This window comes from Bradyrhizobium sp. CCBAU 51753 (assembly GCF_015291565.1).
Classification (GTDB): Bacteria; Pseudomonadota; Alphaproteobacteria; order Rhizobiales; family Xanthobacteraceae; genus Bradyrhizobium; species Bradyrhizobium ivorense.
The window spans coordinates 7,160,509-7,175,087 of sequence record NZ_CP030037.1; the positions used below are offsets into that span (position 1 = coordinate 7,160,509).

Annotated in this window: 11 protein-coding genes; 6 read left to right on the forward strand and 5 right to left on the reverse strand. The window is 67.0% G+C overall.

Features of this window, described 5'->3' with window-relative positions:
- Positions 1 to 10: 10 nt before the first annotated feature.
- The 4 genes from XH93_RS32775 (at position 11) to XH93_RS32790 (ending at position 3,861) form a co-directional block, all read left to right on the forward strand.
- The gene (locus tag XH93_RS32775; protein ID WP_194470624.1) at positions 11 to 1,747 is read left to right on the forward strand and encodes an adenylate/guanylate cyclase domain-containing protein; all 1,737 of its coding nucleotides are present in this window, start codon (positions 11 to 13) and stop codon (positions 1,745 to 1,747) included.
- Between the two features lie 170 nt (positions 1,748 to 1,917).
- Positions 1,918 to 2,154: a hypothetical protein gene (locus tag XH93_RS32780; protein WP_194470625.1), complete on the forward strand. Its 237-nt coding sequence runs from the start codon at positions 1,918 to 1,920 to the stop codon at positions 2,152 to 2,154.
- Between the two features lie 185 nt (positions 2,155 to 2,339).
- Positions 2,340 to 3,539 (forward strand): molybdopterin-dependent oxidoreductase, encoded by a 1,200-nt coding sequence (locus XH93_RS32785; RefSeq protein WP_194470626.1) that lies wholly within the window; start codon positions 2,340 to 2,342, stop codon positions 3,537 to 3,539.
- A 10-nt stretch (positions 3,540 to 3,549) separates the two neighbouring features.
- Positions 3,550 to 3,861: a cytochrome c gene (locus XH93_RS32790; protein ID WP_139485770.1), complete on the forward strand. Its 312-nt coding sequence runs from the start codon at positions 3,550 to 3,552 to the stop codon at positions 3,859 to 3,861.
- A gap of 401 nt (positions 3,862 to 4,262) precedes the next feature.
- Here XH93_RS32790 and XH93_RS32795 read toward each other — a convergent pair whose 3' ends face one another.
- The 4 genes from XH93_RS32795 to XH93_RS32810 all read right to left on the reverse strand — a co-directional run bounded on the left by XH93_RS32795 (position 4,263) and on the right by XH93_RS32810 (position 11,316).
- On the reverse strand, positions 4,263 to 4,958 hold the full coding sequence (locus XH93_RS32795) for a hypothetical protein (RefSeq protein ID WP_194470627.1): 696 nt from the start codon (positions 4,956 to 4,958) through the stop codon (positions 4,263 to 4,265).
- Between the two features lie 155 nt (positions 4,959 to 5,113).
- Positions 5,114 to 5,650, reverse strand: a complete 537-nt coding sequence (locus tag XH93_RS32800) for an invasion associated locus B family protein (protein ID WP_194470628.1) — start codon at positions 5,648 to 5,650, stop codon at positions 5,114 to 5,116.
- Positions 5,651 to 5,685: 35 nt separating this feature from the next.
- Positions 5,686 to 9,912, reverse strand: coding sequence for an S-layer family protein (locus XH93_RS32805; RefSeq protein ID WP_194470629.1), 4,227 nt, complete (start codon positions 9,910 to 9,912; stop codon positions 5,686 to 5,688).
- Positions 9,913 to 10,263: 351 nt separating this feature from the next.
- The gene (locus XH93_RS32810; RefSeq protein WP_194470630.1) at positions 10,264 to 11,316 is read right to left on the reverse strand and encodes a helix-turn-helix domain-containing protein; all 1,053 of its coding nucleotides are present in this window, start codon (positions 11,314 to 11,316) and stop codon (positions 10,264 to 10,266) included.
- A gap of 266 nt (positions 11,317 to 11,582) precedes the next feature.
- On the opposite strand from XH93_RS32810, the gene XH93_RS32815 reads away from it, so the two are divergent.
- Positions 11,583 to 11,774, forward strand: coding sequence for a hypothetical protein (locus XH93_RS32815; RefSeq protein ID WP_194470631.1), 192 nt, complete (start codon positions 11,583 to 11,585; stop codon positions 11,772 to 11,774).
- A gap of 261 nt (positions 11,775 to 12,035) precedes the next feature.
- Positions 12,036 to 12,236 (forward strand): cold-shock protein, encoded by a 201-nt coding sequence (locus XH93_RS32820; protein ID WP_139485765.1) that lies wholly within the window; start codon positions 12,036 to 12,038, stop codon positions 12,234 to 12,236.
- A 211-nt stretch (positions 12,237 to 12,447) separates the two neighbouring features.
- Here XH93_RS32820 and XH93_RS32825 read toward each other — a convergent pair whose 3' ends face one another.
- On the reverse strand, positions 12,448 to 14,526 hold the full coding sequence (locus XH93_RS32825; protein ID WP_194470632.1) for a tetratricopeptide repeat protein: 2,079 nt from the start codon (positions 14,524 to 14,526) through the stop codon (positions 12,448 to 12,450).
- Between the last annotated feature and the right edge of the window lie 53 nt (positions 14,527 to 14,579).

The window sequence follows — 14,579 nt, forward strand, 5'->3', positions numbered from 1 at the left end:
CATGAATCACATGGCCTCCCCTTCGCGCGAACATTTGCAGGACATGGCCCGCGGCGTCGGACTGCGGCAGGTCCGCCTCGTCTCGGGCGCGATCATGTTCGCCTATCTGGTCAGCCATTTCCTCAACCACGCGCTCGGCAACATCTCGGTCGACGCGATGGGGATCGGCGTCCACTACCACACCATGTTCTGGCAGTTTCTCCCGGTCGCCATCCTGTTCTACGGCGCCTGCCTGGTGCATACCGCGCTCGGCATCTGGGCGCTGTACCAGCGCCGCGAATTCCGCTGGAAGGCGATCGAGCCGCTGCAGCTCGCACTCGGGCTGAGCATCCCGATGCTGATCATTGCCCATATCGTCGGCGTACGGCTCGGCCAGGCGCTGTACGGGCACGAAAAACTCTATCCGCAGGAATTGTACACGTTCTTCATCGCCTCGCCGAACCGGCTCTGGACCATGCTCGCGGTGCTGGTGATCGCCTGGGTGCACGGCTGCATCGGGCTGTATTTCTGGCTGCGGATGCGCGCCTTCTTCAAACGCGCGGCGCCGTTGCTGCTTGCCGCCGCGGTGCTGATCCCGACGCTGGCGATGCTTGGCATCTACCAAGGCGGCCGCGCCACGATGTCCGATTGGGAAGATGCCGACTGGCGCAAGCAGGAGCTGTCGGTCGCGAAGTTCGGCACCGCGGCGCAGGGCAAGATGCTCGACAGCATCACTGACTATCTGATCTACGGTTATCTCGGCCTGCTCGGCCTCGTGCTGGTGGCGCGCGCCGGCCGTGCGCTGCTCGAGCGCCGCGGCGGCATGATCGCGCTGTCTTACGGCAACGGCCGCACGCTGCGGGTGCCGAAGGGGCTGAGCGTGCTGGAGGCGAGCCTGCGCTACAACGTGCCGCATGCCAGCGTCTGCGGCGGCCGCGCGCGCTGCTCGACCTGCCGCATCCGGATCATCGGCGACCACGCCGCGCTGCCGGAGCCGTCGCCGCGCGAGGCCTTCGTGCTGCACCGGGTCGGCAGCGACGACCCGTCGATCCGGCTGGCCTGCCAGCTGCGGCCGAATGCCGACCTGACCTTCTTCCAGCTGTTCCTGCCGCACACGATGTCGGCGAATGCCCACGCCGACCATCCGGCGCGGGTCGGCCAGGAGCGCTACCTAGTCAGCATGTTCGTCGACATGCGCGGCTCGACCCAGCTCGCCGAGAAGCGGCTGCCGTTCGACACCGTGTTCATCGTCAACCGCTTCCTCGGCGCCGTGTCGCAGGCGGTGCTGGAAGCTGGCGGCCGGCCGAACCAGTTCATCGGCGACGGCATGCTGGCGCTGTTCGGGCTTACCACCGGCCGCGAAGAGGCCTGCCGCCAGGCGCTGCGCGCGGCGGCGCTGATCGCGGCCAATATCGATGAGCTGAACCAGTTCCTCAGCCACGATCTGCACCAGCCGATCCGCTTCGGCATCGGCATCCACGGCGGCGAGGTGATCGTCGGCGACATCGGCTATCGCGACCACATGGTGTTCACCGCGCTCGGCGATGCCGTCAACGTCGCGGCGAGGCTGCAGGACATGACCAAGAGCCTTGCCTGCGAAGCCGTGATCTCCGACGAGGTGCGTGCCCTCGCGGGTGTCGCCGAGGACGCCCTGCCCGCGCAGGAGGTCGCGATCCGCGGCCGCAACGAGCCGATGCTGGTGCGCGCCGTGGAATCGACCCGCATGTTGTCGACGCTGGTTGCCAACCGACGCGCCGTCGCGGCCTGACCGGCCGCTCCTTCTCCCAGTGTGACTTGACAGTGTGACCTGGCGCACATCTGAAGCCGCGCCCGGCGAGCTATCTCGAACGTGCCGGCTGGTGGGCACGACAGATCGGCGATGGGTAACACTGCAACCGCGCCGCGACAGAGTTCAACGCGCATCTGAAGGAGAAGACCATGTTCCGCAAAGTCACGCTCGCACTCGCTACCGTTGCCACCCTCGGCGCCGTCGCGCTGGCGCCGACCGCCGCCTCCGCCAAGCCGTTCGGCTGGGGCTTCCATCCGCATCATCATCACTACTGGGGTCCGGGCTTCGGCATCGGCGTCGGCTTCGTCGACTCCGGCTGCTACGTCACCCGCCTGGTGATGACGCCCTACGGCTATCGCTACCGCACCGTGAACGTCTGCTACTGATCGAAACCTGACGGTTCGATCGAAACGCCCCGGCCACGCACTGTGGCCGGGGCTTTTCATTGCTGCAATGCGATGGCCGTGGGACCTGCGAAGGATCAATTGACTCAGGGTTCCCCGATGCGACATTTGCTCGCATGAGTCCGGTGGTGACCGGCTCGCGATAGATTGGCTTCGGAGGAAGCGGAATGCTCGATCGACGAGACTTGATGAAGCGCGCCGGCATGGCCGCTTTGGTGACGGGGCTGGGATCACGCGGCGCATGGGCGCTCGACACGGTGACGCTGCCGTTCGGCAACGGCGAACGGCCGCTGGTGCGCTATCCGCAGAAGCGCCCGATGATCGGCCTGACCAGCCGCCCGCCGCAGCTCGAGACGCCGTTTGCTATCTTCAACGACGGCCCGCTGACGCCGAACAACGCCTTCTTCGTGCGCTACCACCTCGCCGACATTCCCTACAACCTCGATCCCGACAAGTTCACGCTGGAGATCAAGGGCAAGGTCGACAAGCCGCTGAAGCTGTCGCTGAACGAGATCCGGAAGATGAAGGCGACCGAGATCGTCGCCGTCAACCAATGCTCCGGCAACAGCCGCGGCTTCTTCAATCCGCGCGTCGCCGGCGGCCAGCTCGGCAACGGCGCGATGGGCTGCGCGCGCTGGCGCGGCGTGCCGCTGAAGGCCGTGCTCGACATGGCCGGCGTGCAGGCCGGCGCCAAGCAGGTTACCTTCAACGGCATGGACGGGCCGGTCAGCGACAAGACGCCCGACTTCGTCAAGGCGCTCGACATCGACCACGCGCGCGACGGCGAGGTGATGCTGGCCTACGGCATGAACGGCGAGGACCTGCCGTTCCTCAACGGCTTCCCGCTCCGCCTCGTGGTGCCCGGTTACTACGGCACCTATTGGGTCAAGCACCTCAATGAAATCACCGTGATCGACAGCGTGTTCGACGGCTTCTGGATGAAATCCGCCTACCGGATTCCGGATACGCCGAACAACGCGGTCGAGCCCGGCACCGCGCCGAAGGCGACCATCCCGATCAACCGCTTCACCGTGCGCTCGTTCATCACCAGCGTCGCCGACGGCGCCAAGGTGAAGGCCGGCCGCACCCTGCTGCGCGGCATCGCTTTCGACGGCGGCAAGGGCATCAAGGAGGTCGCGGTGTCGACCGACGGCGGCAAGACATGGACCCCGGCCAAGCTCGGCAAGGATCTCGGCAAATACGCCTTCCGGGAATGGAAATTGCCGGTGAAGCTCCCCGCCGGACCCTCGGAGCTGAAGGTGCGCGCCACCAACAATGCCGGCGACACCCAGCCGATGGACCCGTTGTGGAATCCGGCCGGTTATCTGCGCAACGTCGTCGAAACCGTGCGCGTCACGGCGGCGTGAGGAGGGCATCATGATCAGCAAGCTCATCCCCGCCTTCGCCGCGATCGCCACGCTGTCGATCGCCGCAAGCATCGCCGCACCGGTGAACTACACGCTCCCCGAGGAGACCGCGACGCTCAAGCCCGGTCCCAACCTTGAGGTCGTGCAGAACAACTGCACCGCCTGCCACTCGCCCGACTACATCAAGACCCAGCCGCAGGGCGAGAAGTTCAAGAAGGACTTTTGGCAGGCCGAGGTCACCAAGATGATCAAGGTCTACGGCGCACCGATCGACGACGCCGATGTCGGCAAGATCGTGGAGTACCTCGCCGCGACGTATTGAGGCGCCGCGGTCTTCCTACCGCCAAGGCTAGAGCCGCACCGCGCGGCTCTCTCGATCCGTCGTCCCGGCGAAAGCCGGGACCCATAACCACAGGATTGGGTTGTTGAAGAGGGCTGTGGCCCCAGCATCGCGCAACAACGAACTTCGGTGGTTATGGGTCCCGGCCTACGCCGGGACGACGCAAAGAATCGCGACGCGGCTGTCAGACCCGTCATCCTGAGGTGCGAGCTCTTGCGAGCCTCGAAGGATCGACGGCCACCAGCCGGGCCGATTCATCCTTCGAGGCTCGCCGAAGAGGCTCGCACCTCAGGATGACGGGGAAACAGCAGCTGCGCGGTCAAACATGACGTCGCATTCTCGCGATATGATCTGCCCGAGTCTTGCTTCACACCCCCTCACCCTCACCCCGCAATCCGCAACGCGGTGACGGCGACGCAGGCGTTGCCGACCGGGATCAGCATCACCTGGGCGCCGTTCGGCAGCGTCAGGGTCGAGAGCTCGCCGAGCGCGCCGCTCTGGCCGTTGAGCTTGGCGAGCTCGGCTGCGACCGCCGAACAGCTTTGCGGATTCGGCGTGACCCGCACCAGATTGCCCTCGCAGCCGGATCCGACCGGCGCCGCGAACACGACGCCGGCCGCCGGCAGGGTGGTGTTGTTCGGCGCCGGCTGGCTGAGCGCGACCAGCGACTGCACCGAGTGAACGTTGCCGGCCCTGGAATCCCACTGCGACTTCGCCGTGTAGGTCGAATTGACCGTGACGCCGCGGCCGAGCGTGCCGAACAGACTGGCGCAGGTGGTGATGTTGGCCTGCCGCGCGTGGTCGTCGAACACGGTGGCTTGCTGCTGCCCCGCGGCCGGCGGCGCGGCGGCGGCAGCAGCGGCGGGCGGCGGGGCAGCCGGCTGGGTCTGCGCCTGCGGCTTGGCATGGGGCTTGGCCGCGACCGGCTTTTTCGCGGGCTGCGGTGCGCCGGGCGGCGGCTGCAGCTGCGTCGGCGCGGCCTGCTGGGCGTAGCCGACCACGGCGGCGCTGAACGCCGCGACGACCAGCGCCGTAACCACCGAGGCGAAGATCAGGACGAACGTACGATTCAGTTGCATTGGTCGTTTGTCCTTGTCCTCATACCCATGATCCATGCCGTCCCGTCATTGCGAGGAGCGATAGCGACGAAGCAATCCATCGCTCCGCATATGCTGACCGATGGATTGCTTCGCTTCGCTCGCAATGACGTGGAGAGGCCGTACCTGCATCGCCGTCATTTCAGCTTCGACAGCACGACCGACAATCCCTCCAGCGGCGCCTCCAGCACCACGGGCTGCCCTTGCGGCAGCGGATAGCTGACCCGGCATGGCGTCGCGGCGCGGATGTGCCGCCGCAGCATGTCGCCGATCGCAATCGTCGCGAAGCATCCGGCGGCATCGCAACGATCCGTCTGCGCGATGATGCGGTCCGGCTTGTCGCCCATCGCGAGCTCGATCGGCTGGCCGGTGCCGACAGCGGCGGGCACGCGCATCACCATCAGCGGCTTGCCGTCGGCGGTCGCCACCAGCGACCAGTTGAAGGCCAACACGCCCTGCGCGTTGACGATCGATTGCGTGACATTGCAGACCCGGCGCTTCGACTTCAGGCTTTCGTCGCAGATCAGCGTCCAGTTCCGGAACGGCTGGATCATCCGCCGGTAGTCGCCGAGCGTCTCGCCCTCGGGGATCACCACGTCGGACGGTTTGACGGCATAGCCTGATGGTGCGGGCTGCGCGGCGACACTTGCCGCCGCACAGCTCCAGATCGTCAAAGCCAGCCATGCCAGCCGTCTCGCCGAACACCGGATCAATTGAGCGTCAGACTAAGGCCGGCGCTGACGCCCCAGTCGCCGCCGGCGGTGGTCGCCGCCGCGTTGCTGCGCAGACGGCCGTTCTCGCTGGTGTAGCCGAGACCGAAGGCCAGCGCGCCCTGGCTGCGCCAGACACCGCCGCCGGCCGAGGCGCTGACCTTGCCGGGCCGGTCGTCATAGCGCAGCGAGGCCGCGGCCATGCCGATCGCCGCAGCCCGCCAGGCATCCTGCCGCACCTCGCCGATCTGGCCGTTGAGCTGCTGGAACGCGCTGTTGAGCTGGTTGACGTTGACCGCATCGGTGCCGGCGATGCCCGCCGCCACGTTGCTGACGGTCACGGGCGCACCGTTGCCGCTGTTCAGCGTCAGCCTGTTGGTGGTGCCGCCGGCGCCGTCGCCGTCGTAGTGGATCGTCGAGTTGGCGAGCGCCTGGAGCTGGCTGACATTGACCGCGTCGGTCGCAGCCGAGCCCGCCGCCACGTTGGTGACGCGGCGCTCGGCTCCGGACGAGCCGACCGACACTTCGCCCGTGGCAACACCTGCGACCGCCTTGCCGACAACAGGCGTATAGGCGGCATCGCTGAGGTTCGCCGTGGTGGTGGCGTTGGCGCCGAGCGCCAGCGAGTTGGCCGCCGTCGCCCGGGCGCCGGCACCGATCGCAACCGAATTGTCGGCCGACGCGGCGGAGCCGTTGCCCATCGCGACCGCGTTGGCACCGCTCGCCACCGCCTGCGGCCCGACCGCCACGCTCTCCGCGCCGGTCGCGGCGGAATCCGCCGCGGTCGAGTTGGCGTGGAAGTATTTGATGCCGCCGCCGCCGCTCGTGATGTTGTTGACCGTCGTGTAGAGACTGTCGAGCGAGGTGTTGGTGGCCCAGAGCTGCGAGCCGTTGATCGCGTCGGTCGAGGTGGCGCTGATCTGCCCCGCGGCCAGATTGGTGAGGGTGCGCTCGGCACCCGCGCTGCCGATGCTGACGGTCGAGGTCGGGGTGGTGCCGGCGAAATTGTAGGTGGTGCCGCCGATCGAGGTGCTCGATGTCGCCACCACCGCCGAGGTGGTCGAGTTGGCGCCGAGCGCCACGTCGCCGGCCTGCGCGGTCGCCTTGGCGTTGGGGCCGAGCGCGACGCTGGTGGGATTGGAGGTGACCGAACCGGCACCGATCGACACCGACTGGATGCCGTTGGCCTGCGCATTGGTGCCGAACGCAATCGAATCGGCAAAGCTGACCAGCGAATTCTGGCCGATCGCGATGCCGCCCGGCGCGGTCTGCTGCACGATCGCGCCAAAGCCCATGCCGATGCCGTTGTCGCCGTTGACCACGGTCTGCGGTCCGACCGCGACCGAGTTGTTACCGACCGCCAGTGAATCCGCCAGCGTCGAATTGGCATGGAAATACTGGATCGGCGTGACCGCGAACGACGCCAGCGCGCCGGTGAGCTGCCGCACGGTGACGGCATCGCTCGACTGCGTGCCGTCGGCCACGTTGGTGATCTGGCGATAGTTCGTGGAGTCGCCGACCGACACCGCGCCGAGCAGCGTCTTGTCCGTGGTGTTGAAGGGGATGACGGTGCCGCCGATGGTGCCGGAGGCCGGTGCGACGGCGCGGTCGGATACCGAACCCGAGCCGATCGCGACGCCGTCGGCCACCGTGACCCGGCTGTTGAAGCCCACCGCCGTCGATCCCGCCGATGTCGCCGAGGCACCGATGCCGGCGGCCATCGCGTTGGCGCCGGTCGCCCCGTCATTGGCGTAGTTCGCAGCCGGCGTACCGCCGTCATTGACGCTGTAATAGTGCCTGAGGCCGTTCGTGACGGTGGTCGTGAGGCTGTCGATCGCCGTGGTGGCCGCGAACAGCTGCGAGCCGTTGACGGCGTCGGTCGAGGTCAGGGAGACCTGCCCCGCGGCAACGTTGGTGACGGTGCGCTCCGCGCCAACCGCGCCGACGCTGACCGTCGATGTCGGGGTCGTGCCGGCGAAACTGTAGGCCGTGCCGCCAATGGTCATGCCGGGCGTGCCGACCGCCGCGGCGGTCTGACTGCCGGCGCCAAGCGCGACATCGTTGGCATTGGTCGCGGTGGCGCCGTTGCCGACCGACACCGCATTGGTCCCCGTTGCGGTCGAGACCGGACCGATCGCTACCGAGTCCGTGCCCACGGCATTCGAATCGGCCAGCGCCGAATTGGCGTGGAAATACTTGATGCCGCCGCCGGTGGTGATGTTGTTGACGGTGGTGGCGAGGCCGTCGACCGCCTGGTTGGTGGCAAACAGCTGCGAGCCGTTGATCGCATCGGTCGACGAGTTGCTGAGCCGTCCCGCCGCGACATTGGTGACGGTGCGCTCGACGCCAACAGCGCCGACGCTGACGGTCGAGGTCGGCGCGGTGCCGGCGAATGTATACGTCGTGCCGTTGATCACCGTATTCGACGTGCCGACCGCCGCAGCGGTGACGCTGCCGTTGCCGAGCGCAACGGCGCCCGCATTGGTCGCGGTTGCGCCGCCACCGAGCGCGATGGCATTGGCGGCCGAAGCGTTGGCCTGACTGCCCATGGCGATGGCGCTGACGCCGCTGGCGATATTGCGGTCGCCGATGCCGACGGCGCCCTGGCCGGTGACGGTGTTCTGGAAGCCGATGCCGACCGCGCCTTGCGCCTGGGTGCCGGGCGTGCCGACGGCCTGGCCGCCGCCGCCCACCATGTTGGTGTTGCCCATCGCAACCGTGCCGTCGCCGGTGCCGGTGTTGTTGAGGCCGCTCGCGATTGCGCCATTGCCAGTCGCGGTGTTGGGATCGCCGATCGCGACCGCGCCGTTGCCGCTGGCGACGTTGCCGGCGCCGACCGCGACCGCCTGGCCGCCGGTCGCCAAGGTGTTGGTGCCGATCGCAACCGCATTGGCCGAATTGGCTACCGAGCTGGTGCCGATGGCTATGGAATTGGTTGCCGACGCGTTCGCGTTCAAGCCGATCGAGGTCGTTGCATTGCTGGCAACGCCAATGCCGGCATTGGTGCCGAGCGCGATGTTGTCGTTGCCCGTGACGAGGCTGCCCGCGGCGGCCGACGTCGTGCCGTCATAGGCAATGGTACCATCGCCGGTTCCCATGGCGACGTTGCGTGCGCCGGTGACACCCGACCCCGCGCCGCGCATCGTGGTGTTGACGCCGCCGCCGACGCCGACGTTCTGGACGCCGCCGACGGACTGGCCGGCTCCAATGCCGACCGAGACCGAACCGGAGCTTCCGGCCGTCGAGCCGATCCCTGCGCCCTGTCCGATCGCAACCGCGCTTGTCCCGTTGGTGACGGCATTGGTACCCAGCGCAACCGAAAAGTCCCCGGCTGCCTGCGACTGCGCGCCATACGTCACGGCCCGCACCCCGCTTGCAACCGACGCCCAGCCGCCGGACATCGCAAAGTTGCCGCTGGATAAGGAGCTGACGCCGAGCGCGGTAGAGTTCGCTCCGGAGGCAACGGCGAAGGTGCCGAGGGCGCTGGCGCCCGCATTGGTAGCGTTGGATTGAACGCCGAGCGCGACCGAATTAGTTCCGCTCGAGATCGTGCCCTGGCCCAGCGCCATCGCGCCGCCAGTGCCCGATGCCTGCGCGTTCAGGCCGAGAGCCACAGCGTATTGTGCCGACGAAATGGATTGACGTCCAAGCGCAATGGCGTCGACCTGGGATGCCGTCACATCCGTGCCGATGCCGATGGCGCTGGTGGCAAGGGCACCGGTTCCCGGAGCCGTGCGCGAGCCAAGATAGACGGAGTTGAGCTGTGAAGCGATCGACTGGAAGCCGATCGCGACGGCGTTCTGAGCGGCTGCGCTGGTGCCCGTGCCTTGGGCAACGGCATCTAATCCGGCTGCCGATGCTCCACTACCAATCGCGATAGCGCGCAGCCCGCTCGCCACCGATCCGGTGTCGATCGCTACGGAATCGGTGCCGGTCGCACTTCCACCGCCAAGCTGCACACTTCCAGCGCTTGCGGGCGAGGCGGCGACTATGACAACGGCGAACGCGCCAAGCGTCGTCGCAACGGTCGTTCCGCCAATTCCCAACGTCCCGAGGCCCAATCGGTGTCGGTTCATGCCAAGGACACGGTGGGCCGAACGCAGCACCGCCATCAGCCGGCGGCGCAGCGCGCGTGGACCCGCACTGGCATCTTCAACCCAGTTGCGGACAAAGCCCGCCCGACGTCCCGAGATCGACGATGGAGTTGAAACCTGCGTGGTTGGCATTTGCGCCCCCTGACTGTCTGCCCCTATGCCCCCGGAGCATTGTGCCGCCGGCTGTACGACCCCACAGCCGGGCTAGGCGCAGACAGGAACAAGCGACAGCAGCGGCGCAACACGCCGGCACTTTCCACCTTCATCCAACGATACGATTGAAAGAGACGGGCACGATCAAAGAACACGCACCCGTTGCCGATCCCCATCACAACACCCGAGTCATGATATTGATGAATCATAGCCACGAATTTGCCGCCGTCACCCAGCACCCCGTCCAAATAGCTGGCACAGCGTCTCACAAGTTGAACGATTTGCGGTGTGCACCTGCGGTTCCACCGCGCGATGCAACCGAAACCCGAATCAGAGGCGGGCGCGCTCGCGCGCCTCGCGCGGGCTGATGCCGAACTCGCGGCGGAACGCGCGGGTGAAATCCGACGCGAGGCGGAAGCCGTGGCGATAGGCGATCTCCTGCACCTGGGCGTTGCCGGTCGCGATCAGATCGGCATAGGCCGCCTGCAGGCGCTTGCGTTGGATGAAGCGCGCGACGCCGCCGACGCTCTCGAAGGCGCGGTAGAGATTCGAGCGCGAGATCCGCAGCCCCTGCGCCACCCGTTCCGGGGTGAGGTCGAATTCGCCGAGGTGATTCTCGATGTGCAGGCGTGCGCGCTCGAACAGCACGGAATCGATCGCGCCCTGTGCCCGCTCCAGCCTGGTCGCGGTCGGCTGGATGCAGGCGGCGATCATCGCCGCGGTGGCCCGGCCGGCATGGCGGAACTCATCCGCCTCCATCTCGTGCACCCGCGCTTCCAGATTGCGCAGATGATCGGCCAACAGCTCGATCAGACCGCCGGAGAGGATGGTGGTGTGGACGTTGTCGAGCTCATCCGCCACGGCCGTGAACGCGCTGCGCGGCAGAGCGAAGATCTGGCCGTCGTAGCCGGTGATGCGGCCGCGGAACTCCTTGTCCAGCGAGACCAGGAACATCGCGCCCGGCCCGGCGTGAAGGTGGCGGTCGCTGCTCTCGAACCAGGCTTCACCGGACCGTCCGAGATAAAGCCACCAATAATCGATCGGCGCGGCGCGCGGCACCCGCGCAAAGGTCTGCGCGGCGAAATACCCCGACGTCAGCACGATGTCGGCCATGTTGCAGGTCATGTACTCCACCGCAAAGCCTTGCGCGACATCGTGGTCCTCGGGCGGGCCGACCTCGACCAGCCGGCTGATGCGCGTCTTCCAGACGTCGAACTGCTCTGACGGCTCATAGGGCCGGGTCGAGAAGAACCGCGGCCGCGCCGGGGTCCTGTCCCTGATGTCGCGCGGCTCGCGCGGCAGGGGCGCATGTTGCAAATATTCGGCGGGAGGTGCCAGGACGTGATCCGCTTCTTGATAGTCTTCTTGATGTGCGTCTTGCATGTGTCTTCAGTTGACGCCGCGAACGAGCGCAGCCGCCGCAGCTTGTTGTTGGCCGGCCGACAGCAACCGCCGCTGGCCAGCCACGAATCACGCCACGGCGGCGCGGACGTCGCGCCGTTGCGCCGCTCCCCGTGATCCTGCTGACGATGGACATTGTTCCCTGTCGTGTCCGAGCAGGAACCTCGCCGCGAGGCACCCACCTTTTTGATCTCGCAGTGTGACGAGAAACACAGAAACAAACTACCCGTTCGCAGGAACATCCAGATTTGATCAGCAACGAATTCGGCGACGTTGCGTGCCTACACATGCCGCGAAATTGTTTCGTGCATGTTCCGATGATTCTTCGAGAATTTTTCTCGATCTGGCGCATCGCCGCCGCGCGCAGTCGCGCGCGCGGCTTTTCGCAGGATCGATTCCGGCCGCGCGACGCGGCGCCGATCACCGCCGGGCGTGCCTGAGTTGGACACCGAAAAGAGCCGAGGGCGCGCCGCATCCGGGCGCCGGCCGGCGCGAAGCCGTCCGCTTTTGCAGCGCATCAATTGACCACGAAACAGGCAGTGCGGCGCCAAACCGCCCGAAAGCAGGGGGTTCCGGGCAAAATCACACCGTCGTTTGATCTATCCAGTCTATTTCAAACTGCTATCCTGTGCGGCGCGGACGCGCCGGTTGTGCGGGGACCGGCGGGTCTGTTTCGTTTTGATTCCGCGGAGACGACTGGAATGCCCAAAGGTACCGTGAAGTGGTTCAATCCGACCAAGGGTTACGGATTCATCCAGCCCTCATCGGGCGGCAAGGACATTTTCGTGCATATTTCTGCAGTTCAAAAGGCTGGTCTTCAGACGCTCAACGAAGGTCAGTCGGTCGAGTACGAAGAAATTGCAAATCGCGGCAAGACATCGGCTGAGAACCTGAAGGTCTAGCGCGGCCGCGCCAGACCAAACGGCGCACTCTCGGACGCCATTCGGGAGTGAGGCCGAGCCAACAACCCAGACAACGCGACGTTCGGCGGGGCGGGCACCACGCCCGCGCGCCACGACGCCGGATTTCATTGTAGCCGCCCTCGCCGGCGTGCCGGTGCGCAGCATTGCGCGAAGCCGCCCGAGCCGCGCCGCCTTGCTGCTGCGTTGCGCGTCACAGACAGGTGCCGCTCTGGCCGGAGCCGCACGGCAGCTTCTTCGAATATTCCTGCAGCTTGCGGCGTGACTCCGCCTGCGCCATCACGTCGAACACGCTGGCCGGCTCTAGCTGCGTCGCCTTGCGGAAATCCTCGGCCGCCTTGTCGGTGTGGTTGAGCGCCTCATGGGCCTTGGCGCGGGCGAACACCGCCTCCACCGACTCCTTCTGCGCGATCGCGCGGTCGAGATCCGCGACCGCCTTGTCGTAATTGCGCTGCGCCGACCAGGCGATGCCGCGCAAGGTCAGCGCCGCCAGATAATCCGGCCGCGCGTCGAGCACGAGATTGAGGTCCTTCATCGCCTCATCGGTCTTCTTCAGCCCGAGATAGGCCCGCGCGCGCAGCACATGCGCGAACGGATCGTTGGGCGCCTTGGCGACGATCTGGTCGAACGCGGCGACGGCGCGGTCGTATTGCGCCGAGGTCAACATTGCCAGCGCGTGGCCAAGCTGCGCCGTTGGATTGCCGGGGTTACGCTCCAGCACGGCGTTGATATCGGCCATGCCCTCGTCGGTACGGCCCTTGAGCAGCAGCTCCAGCCCGCGCCACGACTTCGCGAGCAGATTGGTCGGTGCAAGCGCCAGCGCCTGGTCGAAATCGAGCAGCGCCTTGTCGATCTGGTTCAGGCTGACATAGGCCAGTCCGCGCTCGGTGAAGGCCAGCGTGTCCTTGGCATTGAGCGCGATCGAACGATCGTAGTCGGCCAGCGCGTCCTGCGCCTTGCCGGCGCCGGCCTTGGCCATGCCGCGGCCGATATAGGCCAGCGCATTGTTCGGGTCGAGCGCGAGCGCGCGGTCCGCATCGGCCATCGCATCGTCGAACAGCCGCATGCCCGCCACGTGGATCGCGCGGTGCGCCAACAGCTGCGCGTCGTTCGGCCTGAGCTTGACCAGTTCGTTGAGATCGTTGCGCGCGTCGGCGGGGCGGCCGAGTACAGAATAAGCCATGCCGCGCAGCCGCAGCGCCGCTTCGTTGCGAGGATCGCCTGACAGCACCTGACTGAGCGTGGTCACGGCGGCCGCATAGTTGTGCTGCGCGATGAGCTGCTTCGCCTGCTCGATCTGCTGGTTCGCGGAAGCTGCGGCCGGCCGCGATGGCCGCGCCGCCGGCGCGCCGGGCGCTGCGGGTGCGGATGCTGCCGGCGGCGGCGCGGCAGTGCCGGCCTTGGCCAGTTCGGCCTGCATCGCCACCGCCTGCTGGCGCTGCTGCTGGATCTCCTTGTTGTCGGGCAGGAAGCTCAGCAGCTTGTCGAAATCGGCGATGGCGCGCGCATAATCGCCCTTGGCGCTGTAGAGCTGGGCGCGGTTGAAATAGGCGTTGCGCTCGGTCTGCGGCGCCCGGGCGATCGCGCGCGAAAAATCTTCGATCGCGTGATCGACGTCGCCCTTACGGCGATAGGCCTGGCCGCGCCAGTAGAACGCGTTCGGCGTATTCGGGTTGACGGCGAGCGCGACGTTGACGTCGGCCAGCGCTTCATCGGGCTTTCCGGTCTCGACATAGGCCCGTGCGCGGCCGACGCGCGCCGCCGGCAGATCCTGCCGCAAGTTGATCGCCTGGTCGTAGTCGGCGATCGCATCGCTCCAGGCGCGCTGGTCGGCGCGCAGATTGCCGCGCGCGAGGTAGCCGAACGGAGACTTCGGCTCGAGCTCGATGGCGCGATCGAAATCGGCGCGGGCCTGATCGGGGCTGCCCTTGCGCTGCCGCAGATAGCCGCGCTCGATCAGCGCCTGCACGAATTGCGGGTTGAGCTGCAGCGCGGCCTCGGTATCGCTCAAGGCCTGATCGGTGTTGCCGCGGCCGATATGGAAGCGCGCGCGGCTCGACAGCGCCTTGGTGCGCTCCTCGACGGGGCGCGCGGTGTCGCCGATGATCGCCGAGCAGGCCGCCTCGACCTTGTCCGCTACCGGCCCGTTGCAATCTGCGAGATCGTCCGCCCGGGCTCCGGACGCCGTACCCAGCAGCAGCACGGCTGCGAGCAACAGATGGGAACACACGCCGCGCATCGCGGCATCACTGCAGGTCGGGCGTAAACGCATGTCGTGGCCCCGGCATTGACCGATCGCTCGCCGCTATCCCTACCGTCAACGCC

What these genes read in the sequence shown, in the direction of transcription:
- XH93_RS32775 (WP_194470624.1), top strand. Translation starts at nt 11, where the DNA reads ATGGCCTCCCCTTCGCGCGAACATTTGCAGGACATGGCCCGCGGCGTC.
- XH93_RS32780 (WP_194470625.1), top strand. Translation starts at nt 1,918, where the DNA reads ATGTTCCGCAAAGTCACGCTCGCACTCGCTACCGTTGCCACCCTCGGC.
- XH93_RS32785 (WP_194470626.1), top strand. Translation starts at nt 2,340, where the DNA reads ATGCTCGATCGACGAGACTTGATGAAGCGCGCCGGCATGGCCGCTTTG.
- XH93_RS32790 (WP_139485770.1), top strand. Translation starts at nt 3,550, where the DNA reads ATGATCAGCAAGCTCATCCCCGCCTTCGCCGCGATCGCCACGCTGTCG.
- XH93_RS32795 (WP_194470627.1), bottom strand. Translation starts at nt 4,958, where the DNA reads ATGCAACTGAATCGTACGTTCGTCCTGATCTTCGCCTCGGTGGTTACG.
- XH93_RS32805 (WP_194470629.1), bottom strand. Translation starts at nt 9,912, where the DNA reads ATGCCAACCACGCAGGTTTCAACTCCATCGTCGATCTCGGGACGTCGG.
- XH93_RS32810 (WP_194470630.1), bottom strand. Translation starts at nt 11,316, where the DNA reads ATGCAAGACGCACATCAAGAAGACTATCAAGAAGCGGATCACGTCCTG.
- XH93_RS32820 (WP_139485765.1), top strand. Translation starts at nt 12,036, where the DNA reads ATGCCCAAAGGTACCGTGAAGTGGTTCAATCCGACCAAGGGTTACGGA.
- XH93_RS32825 (WP_194470632.1), bottom strand. Translation starts at nt 14,526, where the DNA reads ATGCGTTTACGCCCGACCTGCAGTGATGCCGCGATGCGCGGCGTGTGT.